This window comes from Heyndrickxia coagulans 36D1 (genome assembly GCF_000169195.2).
Lineage (GTDB): Bacteria > Bacillota > Bacilli > Bacillales > Bacillaceae_C > Weizmannia > Weizmannia faecalis.
Map to the genome: position 1 here is coordinate 602,146 of NC_016023.1, position 14,371 is coordinate 616,516.

A 14,371-nucleotide genomic window follows, 5' to 3' on the forward strand; every position below is an offset into this window, starting at 1 on the left:
TTATGAATGAATATAACAATTTTTTATTTTCATTTTTTTCTATATTTTAGTATAGTATACATAAAACAAGTCTTAAAGAAAGAGGGGTTCAGCGATGGATGCATTCGTAGAGGCATTCGGTTCTATTCCTACCACATGTATATCAGATGCTATGGATGGCTTGAATAACTTGCACCCTAGGATTAAGCCATTGAAATCTTCCTATTTTCTCTGCGGCAAAGCTTTTACTGTTAAAATGCCGGTGGGTGACAATTTAGCCGTCCTAAAAGCCATCAGACATGCACAACCTGGCGATGTTCTTGTCGTGGATGCAAAGGGGGATGAGTACAGGGCCATTGCTGGCGACTTTGTGGTCGGGATGGCAAAAACTTTAGGCATAAGCGGGATCGTTGTGGACGGCGTCATTCGCGATATAGATGGCGTTAAAAAACTGAACTATCCTGTTTTTTGCAGAGGCACAACGGTAGCCGCCAGCGGAAAAAGCGGTATTGGCGAAATAAACGTCCCCATTTCCTGCGGGGGAGTAGCCGTACATCCCGGGGACATTATCGTGGGCGATGCGGACGGAGTTGTTGTGGTACCGGCAGAAAGAGGAGAAAAAATATTGCAAAAAGCACAGGAAAAAATGAAAAAAGACCAGCTTAGGGAAGAATCCGTCTCCGGAAACAAAGAAGAGATCATCAAGTATTTAGACTCAATGATCTCAAAATCATAAGCTGCCTGTCTCTAGCACTATTGGGATTGTTGAACCACAGGAGATGCTCCCTGCCGGAAAAAGCAGCCACCATGCAAATGGATGTGTGGCTTTGAAATTAAATTCACTTTATTCTATAAAACAGGGAAACATTGTTATTTTGCCACCGGCTGCAAACACATGAAAATGGATGCGTAGTTTTGAAGTTAAGTTCACCTTCTTCGATAAACCGAGCGAATCATTGTTTTTTCGCTGTCGGCTGCAAACACCATGCAAATGGATGCGCGGCTTTGAAATTAAGTTCAGTTTCTTCGATAAACCAGTCGAAACATTGTTATTTTGCCACCGACTGCAAACACCATGCAGATGGATAAGTGGCTTTAAAGTTAAGTTCACTTTATTCTATAAAACGGTCGAAACATTGTTATTTTGCTACCGGCCGCAAACACCATGAAAATGGTTAAATTGGCCCCGATGCAAAAGCCTAAGTCTCTTTTTACACGACATACGGCGGACTGGCCAAATGCTTCATAGTTGATATTCATTTGCCAGTTTCCTGAACGCTGCAAGCGACCGTTTCACTTTCTCTGTCGGGATGCAGTAGGCAATCCGGAAGTAGCCCGGAACACCAAACGTATCAGAAGGAACGAGCAGCAGGTCATATTCAAGTGCTTTTTTGCAAAATGCCACAGCATCGTCTTCCAAGGCTTTCGGAAACATGTAGAATGTACCACCTGGCTTTGTGATGGAAAAACCCATATCGGTCAAGGCATCATACAAAATATTCATGTTGGTTTCATAGACTGAAAGATCCGCTGTGATGTCCAGCACTTCGGCAACAGCGAGCTGGATGATCGACGGCGGGCAGTTGTGGCCGATGCCGCGTGAGATCTGACCGCACATATTGACAATCAATTCCGCATCCGGGCAGTCCGGGTTCACGGCTACGTACCCGATCCGCTCGCCTGGCAGCGACAGCGACTTGCTGAAAGAGTAGCATGTAATCGTGTACGGATGATATTTTGCAACGTACGGGGCCTCTACCCCCTTGAACACAATTTCCCTGTACGGTTCATCTGTGATGATATAAATCTCATGCCCGAATTCCTGCTCTTTTTCTTGCAAAATCTGCGCCAATTCCCGGATCGTAGCTTCCGAATAGACAGCACCTGAAGGATTGTTCGGCGTGTTGATTAAAACGGCTGCCGTTTTGGGCGAAATCATCCGGCGGAACGCGTCAAAATGAATTTGAAAATTTTCCGTATCAGCAGGAACAACTTTTAACACCGCGCCCGTTTGATTAACGTATGGCACGTATTCCGGAAAATACGGCGCAAACGTGAGCACTTCATCTCCCGGTACGGTTACCGCCCTTAACGCGTGTGCAATGGCGCCGGCTGCTCCTGTCGCCATAAAAATATGTTCTTTCCGGTACGGCATGCCAAACCGCCGCTTTAAGGAATTTGCAATTTTTTCACGGACGGAATCAATCCCAAGACTCGGGCTGTAGCCGTGCACCGCCGGATTTTTCGCAAGTTCCATAAGTTTTTCGGTAAAAGCTTGAGGGACCGGCACGCTCGGATTGCCAAGGCTATAATCAAAAACATTTTCAGACCCAATTTCCTTTGCCCGCACTGCCCCGTATTCAGCAATTTCCCGGATGACCGATTTCTGGCCGAGCATCCTTTTGAATTCTTCCGCAATCATGTTTTTCTTCCTCCTGAACATCAATCCTATGTATAGATATAACTATAACATATTTTGAGCCCGTTATGATGAAATTTTCTAAATTTGCTTTCTTGTTTACAGTGTAACAGTGTTATGTTATATTAAAAACAGCAAAGGAGTGGCGAAAATGGATGAAGACTTAATTTCCAAAAAAGATCTGCTCGAACAAACCGGCATCTCCTATGGGCAATTATACCGGTGGAAACGGAAAAACCTGATTCCGGAAGACTGGTTTATCCGCAAATCGACGTTTACCGGGCAGGAAACCTTTTTCCCCCGTGAACGCATTTTGGAGCGGATTGAAAAAATCCAGGCGATGAAAGAAAACCTTTCGCTTGATGCGCTTGCCGAAATGTTTGCACCGGGCGGCGGGAAACGGATCAGCAAGGCAGATATACTGAAACGGGGTATTGCCTCCGATTTTGTACTAAATTTTTACATCGACCAAACGCAGGCGCAAGAACAGGCTTTTCCTTTTGAGGAAGTGCTCGCCATTTTTTTATTGGAAAAACTTTTGCACGGCGGGGAGATTTCCCTTGAGGAAGGAAAAATGCTGGTTGGGCTCTTGCAGGATGCAGAAAAATCTTTTGCAACGGAAGGCACAAACGTATGGCTGATCCGGAAGTTCGGCGTTTCCACCTGCTTTTTGACAAAAAAAGCGGAAGATATTTTGTTTGACCGTGAAGCAAAAGTGATTGTCAACCTTGATCTGATGGAGTTATCAGCAGAATTAAAAGGAAAATGGCTATAGGAGGCGGGCAAAAGTGGGAAATCTTGTCATAAACGGAGTCGCATCCTCAAACGGCGGGACTTTTGACGACGTAATCGTGAGCGGAAAAGGAACAGTGAATAGTGAAATCAAGTGTAAAAATTTGGAATCAAACGGAATAGCGGTTTTTAAAGGAAACATTGTTTCACAAAATGCCACTGTCAATGGAACGGCAACCTTTCACGGTAGTCTCTCCAGTAAAAGCATGGAGGTTTCGGGATCGGCCAAGTTTTTGGATGATGTCCTGGCAGAAAATCTTCACGTATCCGGGAATGCAAAATTTGGCGGCAAAGTGAAAGGAACGGAAATCCTGCTTGAAGGGAATGTGTCTGTTGCCGGAGATTGTGAAGCCGAGGAAATCAACATCCACGGCACCGTCAAAATGGAAGGCGAACTGAATGCCGAAAAGATTGAAATGAACCCGTTGTGGCGCTGTTTTATCCGCGAAATGGGTGAGCAGCAGATCACGGTGAAAAAAGTCAATTCTATTTCAAGCTGGTTGAAGCCGTTTACGCCCACAGGCCTCACGGTTGACAGTATTGAAGGGGATGATATTGTGCTTGAAATGACGACAGCGAAAGTGGTGCGGGGCGCCCGTGTAAAAATCGGTCCAAAATGCGAAATTGATCTTGTGGAGTACAAGGATACGTTTGAAAAAGACAGCTCAGCGGTTGTGAAAGAATACCGGAAAATATAAAGAAAGGCGTGCAGAACATGGAGAGAAATCCTTTGATTGTGAATGGTTCGGGCGCTTATGGCGGCGGATTGTACGGAAATGTAAAAGTGAACGGAGAAGCGGAAATTGTCGATGCGCTCGATTGTTTGAACTTGTCGATCCGCGGTACAAGCAAGGTAAGCGGCAATACAACCGCCAAGACGATTTCAGTTTTTGGCGAGGGGATATTTGCCGGCAGTGTAGAGGCAGAGAAATTGAAAGTTTCAGGCAGCTGCCGGATTGAACGGGATGCGGAAATCAAGACCAGCCTTGTACGCGGGGAGATGGAAATCGGCGGCCGGTTCAGCACGGAAAAAGCAGAGATCAAAGGGTCGCTTGACGTCAAAGAAGATGTCGAAGCAGAGGCTTTTATTTCAAAAGGAAAGTTTCTAGTTGGCGGCCTGTTAAATGCGGAAGAAATTGAAATTGCGTTAAAGTATAGCAACAGCCGCGCGGGCGAAATCGGCGGGAAGAAAATTGACGTCCGCATGCAAGGCGGGCTTCCCGGCATGTTTGGAAAAAAGCGGCATCTGTTGCACGCTGATATCATCGAAGGAGATCAAATCTATTTGGAATACACTGAAGCCGGCACGGTTCGCGGGGAAAATATCGAAATCGGCCCCGGCTGCAAGATCGGTTTAGTGGAGTACACGGGAACGCTGAACATTTCAAATGAGGCAGTGGTCGAAAAACAACAAGAGTCAGGAGCCAATTCGTAAACAGGGGGCTAAATTTGCTCCCTTTTTTTGTCTCCCACAGCCTGATGAAGATATTTTGGACGCGGTTGTTTCGCGGCGCACAGGCATTTGGATTGGGGGCTGGGCCTAAGAAAGCGGGGGAAAATGACAATCTTGACTTAGAACCCCTCTAATTGAACAAAAGCTCAACGCTCCCTGAATGTTTTGTCTAATTAGAAGGTCCAATTAGACAAAAGCTCCCCGACTGGCGTTCGTTTTGTCCAATTGGCTGACCTGCGTGAAGAAAGCGAGAAAAAAGATATTCCGGCGTTGTCAAACTCGCTTTTGTTCCTCTTGAACCCTGCAGCCCAACCTGTTTCGCCCCCTATTCCGATCGCGGCCACTCCCTTTTTTCCAAATAACGGAAGCCCCACCTTCTTGGCAATCCTGTTTTTTTCTTGAACGGCATGCTTCCCAAATGAAAAGGCAGTGCGATGAACGGGTACTTCATCGCACTGCCTTTAGTTTGGTATTACAGGGGACCCAACCATGCCGCATCCTGTATACATTTTCACATTCGGGGGGTAGCTCCCCAATCTATGAATGGGGTTTTCAGCCTTTTCCCGGCTGCCGGAGTGTGATGTTATCAGGACGCCTGTCGTCGGCTCCGTGACAGATACAAATCTTTGTTAAGATTTGCTGCTTTTAAAGCTTGTGCCTTAAAAGATCCGTAACTGATCCGGCTTTCCTTTGCCTTTCCATATTCTTTTGCCTGAAAGTTCATTGACATTTCATTTGACTGTTCAGCACTTTTTCTCATGAATGAATTGCTTTGCGGCCTTTTCCTTTTGAAAACTTTCCTTAGAAAACTTTCATCGTCGGAAACTGGTTCCCCAATTGCTTTCATTCATTTACTCAAGTGCCTGGAGTTTCCATGATTCTTCAAATCACTTTTTCGGCAATCGTTTATGTCCCGGCAAAAGGTTTGCTTTTCAGCTGCCTGAACGGGCGGAGAGCATTCGCCAATTCCTTTTTAGTGGACCGGTTGCGCTCACCGTTCTGGGCTTTTCGAAATATACGCGTGAAGACGGAACCAATCGGGATGGTTGAGTCTCCTGCAATCCCAAACTGTAAGGGCTTTCCTTCCTTACACTTGTAGTATAGCATGGGCAGCCGGAAAAAGCTGTGTCGAAATTGTTAACGTTTTCACATTTTGAAAACTAAAAGCAGTGCGGACGATCGCACTGCTTTCCGTCGTTAAACCAGTTTATGCGCATACCATTTGGCACCTTTGAAGCGGTTCATAAAAATGAGCCCGCGCACACCCCATTCGGCAATCATCGCGACCCAGACGCCAATGATGCCAAAACCGAATGTAATCCCTAAAATATAGCCGAGTATCACCCGCAAAAGCCACATTGACAACAGCGAAGCGACCGATGTAAATGTTGAGTCACCTGCTGCCCGGAGCACGGCCGGCATAATAAAACTTTGCGGCCATAACAGCGGCTGCCCGAACGCAGAAATCAGGACAATCGTAAAGATCGTCGGAATAATCGAGTCAGGCGGATTAAACAATTGCATCATGACAGGGAAAAACGGCAAAAGAACCGCTGTCGTTACGATATAAAGCAGCGAAGACAAAACAATAAACGACTTTGCAAATTTCCGCGCGTCATCGATATTCCGCCGACCCATGCATTGTCCGACAATCGTAACAATCGCAATGCTGAGCGCGTTTGGTCCAATCTGGAAGAGCAGCGTGATTGAACTTGCGATCGCATTTTCCGTTAGCGCCAATGTCCCAAGTTGCACAATAAATGTCTGTGTCAGCAGTTTCCCGCCGTTAAAAAAGATTTGTTCCGCCGCAAACGGGATCCCGATAAACATCACTTTCTTCAATAAAGAAAAATCAAGGTGCAGCGCATTTTTTATTTTAAAACGAATCGTCTCATTGTACTTCATAACGTAAAAAATGGAAGCGATCATACCGAAAATTCTTGCACATAAAATGGATGTCACAAGGCCGACGACACCCATATGAAAAATAGTGATAAATACAACATTGAGCACGGTATTCGTTAAGTTCATAAACAGCGACAAGCCGAGGCATGGCTTTGTTTCCCCGACGCCGCGCAAACCGCCCAGTACTGCCTGGAAAATCGCAATAAAAGGATACGAGAGACAGCTGCCAATCAAATAAATTCTCGCATTATGAAAAACGGCTGCATCTGCTTTCCCGAACAGTAAATTGAGCGTCGGCGTGTTGAACACAATCACAAACACGGCAAGCACGACCGAAAAAATAGCAACAGCAGAAATGGCTTGTGTCGCGGTCTTTGACACCATTTCTTTATTGCCGATTCCTTTATACTGGGCAACAATCACCGTTCCACCGGTTGCGATCGCTATAAATACGTTGACAAGGAAAATATTCAATGAATCTACCATGTTTACGGCACTGACAGCACTGACGCCGGCAGAACTGATCATCGCCGTATTTAGAAAACTCATTAAGATCAAAAACGTCTGATCAACCAAAATTGGGATAATAATGCCAATAACTTCCCGATAATCTATAGAATCCCCCGTTAAATATCTGTTCAGGTAAAAAGTAGACTTCTGCTTGAGTTTGACAGCTTTGATTTCCATAAGACCTCTCTTCTTCATTTTGCGGGCTTTTTCATCCGTTCTTTTGAATGCAACCCATATTATATCACCTTGATAAAAAGAGTAAAGCTTTTTCGCCTGGCGAAATTTACGATTTTGTGAATAGCAGGTAACCCGGAAAACAAGCGCCAGCAAGCCAAATGAGGCCTGAAAAACTGTATTTTTTCATCGGTAGCTATTCAATTTTTGACGCTTCATTTCCATGGTGATACGATAGACATGTAAGGGGTTACATAAATGGGAAAGGGTGTATGATGATGGACTTTCAAAATATCACCATTGCAGGGAGCGGCGTACTCGGAAGCCAAATTGCCTATCAAACGGCTTTTAAAGGCTTTGGTGTATACGTTTATGATATTTCTGCCGAGGCAATCGAACAGGCAAAAGAAAGAATTTCCGGGTTGAAGGCCCGGTACCAGAAAGATCTTGGTGCAACAGAGCAAGAAGTGAATGAAGCCTATCATAGAATTTCTTTTTCTGATGATCTGGGGCAAGCTGTAGCCAATGCCGATCTGGTCATTGAGGCCATTCCAGAAGTGGTTTCCATTAAAAAGGATTTTTACCAAAAGCTTGGAAAATTAGCACCGGAAAAAACGGTCTTTGCCACGAACTCCTCGACCCTGCTGCCAAGCCAGTTTGCAGAAGCAACCGGCCGCCCGGAAAAATTTCTGGCGCTCCATTTTGCCAATGAAATTTGGAAAAACAATACAGCAGAAGTCATGAAACATCCTGGCACAGATGAAAAAGTGTTTCAGGATGTGATCGCATTCGCAGAGGCAATTGGCATGGTAGCGCTGCCCTTGCATAAAGAGCAGTCGGGCTATATTCTGAACTCATTACTCGTACCGCTGTTGGAAGCAGCCCAAATGCTGCTGGTAAAAGGGGTTGCCGATCCGGATACGATTGACAAAACATGGCGCATTGCAACAGGCGCTCCGGCCGGACCATTCCAAATTTTGGATGTTGTCGGCATCAACACCGCCTACAATATCAGTTTGGCAAAAGCAGAAGCTAGCGGCGATGAACTGTATAAAAAAATAGCAGATTTGCTGAAAACGGAATACATTGACAAAGGCAAACTCGGAAAAGAAACAGGAGAAGGCTTTTATAAATATCCTTCCACCGATTCCTGATGTAAAAGAAGGACCCGCACAAAGCGGGGCCTTTTTTATTTTGTCTTGCTTTTATAGTGATCCCGAAAAAACTTAATTCAAAAGCCACAGCCATAGATAGAAAAGAATCAACCTGTATCTGGTAAACATTGCAGCACTTACTGAATGGGCCGGATAAAAAGCAAAAACGGATTTGTTCGGCAAGCCCTGTTTAATGCACGGCAATTTTCTGCCCGTGGAAAGCCAAGTACTGGACGGCTTCCGGCGGGGCGATTTCCTGCATCATGTCGACAAGGCGCTGATGATGTGTGAAAAAGATGATTTGCGTGCAGCTGGAAAGTTCGAGCAATACTTTCAATGTTTCTTTTGAACGTTCATCGTCGAAATGGACGAGGATGTCATCGACAATGAACGGTAGCGGCTCGTTTTCAGCTGCGTATTTTTCAATGCTCGCAAGGCGTAAGGACAGATACAGCTGGTCGGTCGTCCCGTCGCTCATCCCGTTCAGCGGCACATTCTCCCCGCCGCGCACGCCCATTAAAACAGGCTCGTCCTGCTCGTTGTAATCCACCGCCAACCCGTCAAAAGAATGAAGTGTCAGCCGCGCAAAAATATCACCCGCACGATTTAAAATCGGATTTTGATTTTGGCTCCGGTAAAATTCAATCCCCTTTTGCAGCAAAGCGGCAGCGAGTTTCAACTGGATATATTGCTCCGTCAAACTGGCGATTTGCGCATGCACGCTTTCCCTTTCCTGGCCGGCTTCAATGGCTGTCATGTTGGCGCCGCGAATCTGTTCTTCGTATTCTTTTTTGACCGCCCCATATTCCTGCTCCACCTCGGAACGCGAGGCTTCCAAACGGTCAAGTTCACGCCCGGTTTCCGCCAAATCGGCGTCAATCGAATCTGCATCAAACCGGGCCGCCTCATCAAGCAATTCCTGCAGTGATTTACCGGCACCCGCATCCAGCATGTCCGCTTCGATTTGCCGAATGTCTTTTTCAAAACTTTTTTTCAGCAGGAAAGCTGTTTCAATTTGCTTTAGTTCTTCGATTGTGCTGCAGCCTGCCTGTTGGAAAAGTTCTGTTAAAACCGCTTCAGCTGCTTCCAGTGCTTCTGTTTCTTCTTTTCTCTCATTCTCCAAGTCTTCTAAACGGCGTTTGAGCTTTTTCAAAGCGGCATCGTCCTGTTGGGCATTTTGCAATAGCTGATACATCTGGCTTACGGCAACAGCGGCATTCTCCCCGTTCGATGGAAGTTGGGCCGTTTCAAGGATATGCTGCACTTTTTCTTCAAAGCGCGCCATTTTTTCAGTAACGGCTTGCTGCTCTTTTTCAGTCTGGTTGTATGCATCATAGAGTTGCATACATGTTTCATAGCGGGCGAGCAGGGATTCAGCAACCGCCGGCGGCACCTCTTCCAATATTGCCGTGCCCGCGACAGCCGAAGACCAATTTGCCAGCCATGCTTCGCGTTTCTTCCCGATTTCCGCTTTCTCCGTTTGCATTTCTTCCCGTTTTTCTTTTAAATCGCGGATAGCCGTTTCGAGGCTGTCCTTCTTTGCGGCAAGATTGCGGACTCGTTTCAATTCGTTTTCTGCAAGACTTACCAGTTCCGCAAGCGGCTGCCCTTCTGAAACGGCGGCAAATGTTTTCAGCACGGCAGATAGCGCATTGCAGCAGTCCGCACGGCTATCATGGAGCGCGCGCATTTTATCTTGCTCCTTCTCATAATCCTGCATCAAGCTTTTAATTTGCGCGTGTTTTTGCAGCCATTCCCGCATCTCTCCAGGCGTAAGCGGACGGATTTGCGCCGGCGCCCAAAGATTTTGCCAGCCGGATTCCCACGCACGCAAAGCTTCTTCAAGTCCGGATTTCTCTTTTTCAAGCTGTTCCTTTTTCCCGCGGAACTTTCTAATATCGGCTAAAAGTTTATTCTTCTCGCCGACTTTTTCCGCTTCCAGCCGCATCGTATCCGCAATCTGGTCAGCTTCAAGGACATGTTTCTCATAAACCGACGCGGCCGGCTCTCCCTTTGTATATGTTTCAGCCGTTTCAAGCCAATGGCCGGTTTCAAGTTTGGTGCGTATCAGCTGCCAGCCGGCATCCCTTAAGGCACGGACGGCCGACAGCTTTTCTTCGGACGGGATCTCGGCAATGGAATCAAGCCGGCGGATGCTTTCTTCTGAAGCTTCGATGTCCTCTTCCAACCGGGAAATCCGGCTTTGCACCGAGTCCAGCTGCCGCGTCAATTGCTCCGCCTCTTTTTCAAATTTCTTCACCGTTTCTTCTAAACCGGGCACCGGGAGTTTGACAAGTTCTTCCGCCTCACCATCCCATAACGGCAAAGTACGGACGGCTTCTTCCACTTGCCGCTGCTTTTGCCGGCATTCCGCGGCCAGCTCGTGTATCGCCGCTTCCACGTCCCCTGCACGGTTCACCTTTGCCAGGACGGCTTCCAGTTTTTCCACGTCCGGCAGATCAGGCAAGGCAGCCAATTCTTCCAGCTTCTTTGCCAGCTCTTTTTCCAGTTTTTCGCCTTCCCGTTTCAATGATTCATAAGCCTGGTCGAGCAACGGCTTTTGCTTGCAAAGCTCGCGGATCATTTCTTTTTGGGCGGAAGGCAGCCGGTAAAGTTCTATATTTTCAACGGCTGCACGGCCCGGGTCGATCTCCTTCATAACGGACATCAATTGGGCTTGGAGCTGCTGCTTTTTCCCTTCGAGCTCAGGCAACATTTTTTCATCGTCTTCGTACTGTTGCACTTGGCGGTAAAGGGCTGTAATCGCGGCAGCCTGTTCTAAAATGTGTTCCGGAATGCTGATTTCTTTCATTTCCGCTTCGGTGCCCGCCAGTTGCCGGGAAATTTTGTCCAAGTTTGCCCGGGAAGCGTTCCATTTGTTTTCCGCTTCGGCACGGACTTCGGCAATATTATCTGGAAGATCCGGGACATCGCCGAGCGCTTCCAATTTTTGCAAAAGGTTTTTCCGGTTTGCGATCTTCGGCAAAATCCATTTAACGCGCTGCAGCTGTTCTTTTTGGCTGCGGAGCGTCTTTATTTTTGCGGTGAGGGCGCCGAGTTCTTTTTCCAACTCCCGGTAACGTGCCTCAAAAGCTTTCCATGTCTGTACTTTCAACTGCTGCTCATTGATTTTTTTCGAAAGCTCTTTTTCCCGCTTGAGCAGCTGATTTAATTCAGGGACGGAACCGGTTTTTTTGTACAGCGCGCCTGCCTGTTTGTCAAAGTTCTCGAGAACCCGGCGTAGCACATTGATGCCCGAAGCGGCGGTGAAAAAACTTTCCCCGGCATTGCCCCCGCTTTCCAAAAGGCTTTCGCCACCTTCACGGAGACGGACATGGTCAAGGGCAAACATATTTAAAAACTGGGATTCCGGCATATGGTTTAAAAAAGCCGCGACCGTATTTTCCGGGACCGGGTTGCCGTCCGGGTCAAGTGCCGTATTCTTTTTCCCTTTTCTGCGGGTAAACTGCAAGGCTTCCCCTTTTGTGTTGCGCAAAAGCCCTTCAATTCTTAATTTCGTATTGCCATGGAGGAAAGCGTCGTTCGTTTTTTGCGGAAATCCGTATAAAAAATGCGTAATCGAGCGGAGTGTTGTACTTTTTCCGGCTTCGTTCGGCCCGAACAGCAGATGGAAGTTTTTCTCCGGATCAAAGGAAAGCATCTGATCTGTAAAATGCCCGTAAGCAAGCAGGTTCAAATAATCAAATCTCATGCCTTTTCCGCCCCCGTTTCCGTTAAGGAATAAAGAATGAAGTCTTCCACATCTTTTATCCGCTTTTTGACGAGGCCAGGGTTGGAAAAATCAAACCCGTCTTCCCCTTCTTTCAGTTCATGCGGAATGGCCTGGCGGATATCGCTGAATTCATCCAGCAGCGCTTCAAGCATCTCCTCATCTTCGGCCGTGCTGCGGATAAATTTTAGCACCGTCCCGATTGGCGATTGTTCATCGGAAAAGGCATCGGCATCGTTCAGCCCTGTTGTCTTGATTTTTACTTTCTCCACCCAGATTTCGCCGAAACCTGTCTCAAGCGCAATGGAACGCAGCTGGTTCAAGAGGAGGTCTTTTTTTGCAATCAGTTCCCTGTGCATTTTCGTTGCGCCGGCCAATTCAAAACGCACCGCCAAGTAACGCCCGTCTGCTTCCGCATATGCCTTTTCAAGCGCACTGCGGGCCGCGTCCATGAGCCCGTCCACCGTTTCAATGTCGCCCATATCAACCGGGCATAATGTCCAGCGCAACACATCAAGCGGGATGGGTTCCATCTTTTCAATCGTCCCGTCTTTTATTTCCACATAGGTGCAGCCCTTTTCTCCTGTCTCCCGAATATGCCGTCCCTGGATATTTCCCGGGAACAAAATCACCGGATCATGCGGATGGAGCAATTCCCGCATATGGATATGGCCGAGCGCCCAATAATCATACTGCTTCTCCATCATATCTTCTATCGTGCACGGCGCGTAATTTTCATGCCCTTCACGCCCCGTCGCGCTTGTATGTAAAATGCCGATATTGAAATAGCCTTCTTTTTTCGGCGGATAGTTTTTCACAAGATTTTCTTCCACTGCCCGTTGTGCAAAACCTTGCCCGTGTATGGCGACGCCAAGCGCATCAAGGGTAACCGTTTCCGGCGCTTTGACCGGAAATTCGTGGACATTCTCCGGCAGTTTCAGAGATTTCGTCATCAAATTGGCCGCATCATGGTTGCCGCGGATGAGGAAAACAGGAATGCCTTCTTTCTGCAGGCGCACCATCTGGCTTGTGAAAAAGAGGCCGGTATTGTAATCTTTCCAGTTGCCGTCATACAAATCGCCGGCAATGATGAGAAAATGGACTTGCCGTTCAATCGCCGCATCCACCAAATTTTTAAATGCTTCACGGGTTGCACCGCGGATTTTTTCCACTGGTGCTCCCTCGTATTGCTCCAGGCCGGCCAAAGGGCTGTCCAAATGAATATCAGCCGCATGGATAAATGAAAAAGACAAGGCACTCCCTCCCGAATTTAAAAACGAGAACATTTATTTGCTATTTTCATTTTACATGGACAGGGAGGGAATGATCAAGAGAAAAACCGTTTTTCTGAAAAATTTTTATATTTCGGTAGGTTTTTTTGCAAGTCGTTGTAGTTTAAACAGAGGAGTTACGCCCGGCCGATTCCCAGTTTATATTGAATATCGTTCACCAGTTTTTGGTATCTTTTTTCTTCCCGGAGAGCTGCAAAAACGGGATTTTCCTTTACTCTCCTACCACCTGCATCAGAAAAGGGCGGACAGTTTTAGCTGTCCGCCCTTTTCTGAATCGTCCGGTACGTGCGCGGCTTTAATCACGGGAGATGTACGCTGCTTCTTTTGCTTCTTTTGCTTCTTTTATTTTTGCATACGTTTCCGTAAGCATGACGGTGTCCTCCACAAGCCGGCTGATGCGCAAGAGGACGTCTTCATTGACAATTTCTTTCTGGTAAAAATCTTTTTCCTCTATAAAAACATAAGACTGGACAATTTGTGCCCGCATGTAAGACAAAATCGGCTTGATCTGCTGCTCGGCAATCAAATAATGTTTCGGTGAGCCGGCCGTGACAATGATGCTTGCCACCTTATCCCGAAGTGATTTTTCGGGCAGCAGGTCAAACACATTTTTCAATGTCGCCGGAATGGATGCCTGGAAAACCGGCGTGCCGATGATAAGCGCATCCGCGTCCATGACAGTTTGCGCCACAAATTTGGTATCCCCTTCGTAATCCATATAATGGCGCCCGTCGCTGAACTGCACATCGTAATCCGCCAGATCAAGGAGCGTGACTTCCGCGTTTGGATATTTCCCACGGATCACGTTTACCGCGTAGTTCATCGCTGTTCTTGTTTTCGAGCCGACTCGCGAGCCCGAAAGTGCAACAATCTTCATTTATGCTCCCCCTGGTTCTTTGCTGTATATTTTTCAATGCCGGTAAAAAGTCCGCCGATTTCTCTATTTTTTCAAACAGCCTGTGC

Annotated in this window: 10 protein-coding genes; 5 read left to right on the plus strand and 5 right to left on the minus strand. The window is 47.0% G+C overall.

Going from position 1 to position 14,371, the window contains the following annotated elements:
* Nucleotides 1-94 precede the first annotated feature (94 nt).
* The gene (locus BCOA_RS20130; RefSeq protein WP_014095946.1) at nucleotides 95-715 is read left to right on the plus strand and encodes an RraA family protein; all 621 of its coding nucleotides are present in this window, start codon (nucleotides 95-97) and stop codon (nucleotides 713-715) included.
* Between the two features lie 507 nt (nucleotides 716-1,222).
* Here BCOA_RS20130 and BCOA_RS20135 read toward each other — a convergent pair.
* Nucleotides 1,223-2,401 carry a pyridoxal phosphate-dependent aminotransferase gene (locus BCOA_RS20135; protein ID WP_014095948.1) on the minus strand — a complete coding sequence of 393 codons (1,179 nt, stop codon included), beginning with the start codon at nucleotides 2,399-2,401 and terminating at the stop codon, nucleotides 1,223-1,225.
* 148 nt (nucleotides 2,402-2,549) lie between these two features.
* Here BCOA_RS20135 and BCOA_RS20140 point away from each other — a divergent pair, with 148 nt between their 5' ends.
* Genes BCOA_RS20140 through BCOA_RS20150 form a run of 3 tightly spaced genes read left to right on the plus strand, consistent with a single transcriptional unit; the run spans nucleotide 2,550 to nucleotide 4,625 of the window.
* On the plus strand, nucleotides 2,550-3,173 hold the full coding sequence (locus BCOA_RS20140) for a YhbD family protein (RefSeq protein ID WP_014095949.1): 624 nt from the start codon (nucleotides 2,550-2,552) through the stop codon (nucleotides 3,171-3,173).
* 13 nt (nucleotides 3,174-3,186) lie between these two features.
* Nucleotides 3,187-3,888 (plus strand): polymer-forming cytoskeletal protein, encoded by a 702-nt coding sequence (locus BCOA_RS20145; RefSeq protein ID WP_014095950.1) that lies wholly within the window; start codon nucleotides 3,187-3,189, stop codon nucleotides 3,886-3,888.
* Nucleotides 3,889-3,905: 17 nt separating this feature from the next.
* A complete protein-coding gene (locus BCOA_RS20150) occupies nucleotides 3,906-4,625 on the plus strand; it encodes a hypothetical protein (RefSeq protein WP_041817897.1) in 720 nt (239 codons plus the stop codon).
* A gap of 1,215 nt (nucleotides 4,626-5,840) precedes the next feature.
* Here the strand turns inward: BCOA_RS20150 and BCOA_RS20160 are convergent.
* Complete coding sequence (locus BCOA_RS20160; RefSeq protein WP_014095953.1) at nucleotides 5,841-7,235, minus strand: MATE family efflux transporter; 1,395 nt, start codon at nucleotides 7,233-7,235, stop codon at nucleotides 5,841-5,843.
* A 275-nt stretch (nucleotides 7,236-7,510) separates the two neighbouring features.
* Between BCOA_RS20160 and BCOA_RS20165 the strand changes: the two genes are divergently transcribed.
* On the plus strand, nucleotides 7,511-8,386 hold the full coding sequence (locus BCOA_RS20165; protein WP_014095954.1) for a 3-hydroxyacyl-CoA dehydrogenase: 876 nt from the start codon (nucleotides 7,511-7,513) through the stop codon (nucleotides 8,384-8,386).
* 190 nt (nucleotides 8,387-8,576) lie between these two features.
* Here the strand turns inward: BCOA_RS20165 and BCOA_RS20170 are convergent, their stop codons facing one another.
* The 3 genes from BCOA_RS20170 to BCOA_RS20180 all read right to left on the minus strand — a co-directional run bounded on the left by BCOA_RS20170 (nucleotide 8,577) and on the right by BCOA_RS20180 (nucleotide 14,285).
* Nucleotides 8,577-12,098 carry a YhaN family protein gene (locus tag BCOA_RS20170; RefSeq protein WP_014095955.1) on the minus strand — a complete coding sequence of 1,174 codons (3,522 nt, stop codon included), beginning with the start codon at nucleotides 12,096-12,098 and terminating at the stop codon, nucleotides 8,577-8,579.
* The gene (locus BCOA_RS20175; protein ID WP_014095956.1) at nucleotides 12,095-13,369 is read right to left on the minus strand and encodes a metallophosphoesterase family protein; all 1,275 of its coding nucleotides are present in this window, start codon (nucleotides 13,367-13,369) and stop codon (nucleotides 12,095-12,097) included. The genes BCOA_RS20170 and BCOA_RS20175 overlap by 4 nt, the downstream gene beginning before the upstream one ends.
* Before the next feature lie 334 nt (nucleotides 13,370-13,703).
* Complete coding sequence (locus BCOA_RS20180; RefSeq protein WP_014095957.1) at nucleotides 13,704-14,285, minus strand: NADPH-dependent FMN reductase; 582 nt, start codon at nucleotides 14,283-14,285, stop codon at nucleotides 13,704-13,706.
* Between the last annotated feature and the right edge of the window lie 86 nt (nucleotides 14,286-14,371).

Excerpts from the sequence above, each read along its gene's own strand:
- BCOA_RS20180 (WP_014095957.1), bottom strand. The coding sequence starts at position 14,285 with ATGAAGATTGTTGCACTTTCGGGCTCGCGAGTCGGCTCGAAAACAAGA.
- BCOA_RS20165 (WP_014095954.1), top strand. The coding sequence starts at position 7,511 with ATGGACTTTCAAAATATCACCATTGCAGGGAGCGGCGTACTCGGAAGC.
- BCOA_RS20170 (WP_014095955.1), bottom strand. The coding sequence starts at position 12,098 with ATGAGATTTGATTATTTGAACCTGCTTGCTTACGGGCATTTTACAGAT.
- BCOA_RS20140 (WP_014095949.1), top strand. The coding sequence starts at position 2,550 with ATGGATGAAGACTTAATTTCCAAAAAAGATCTGCTCGAACAAACCGGC.
- BCOA_RS20160 (WP_014095953.1), bottom strand. The coding sequence starts at position 7,235 with ATGGAAATCAAAGCTGTCAAACTCAAGCAGAAGTCTACTTTTTACCTG.
- BCOA_RS20135 (WP_014095948.1), bottom strand. The coding sequence starts at position 2,401 with ATGATTGCGGAAGAATTCAAAAGGATGCTCGGCCAGAAATCGGTCATC.
- BCOA_RS20150 (WP_041817897.1), top strand. The coding sequence starts at position 3,906 with ATGGAGAGAAATCCTTTGATTGTGAATGGTTCGGGCGCTTATGGCGGC.
- BCOA_RS20130 (WP_014095946.1), top strand. The coding sequence starts at position 95 with ATGGATGCATTCGTAGAGGCATTCGGTTCTATTCCTACCACATGTATA.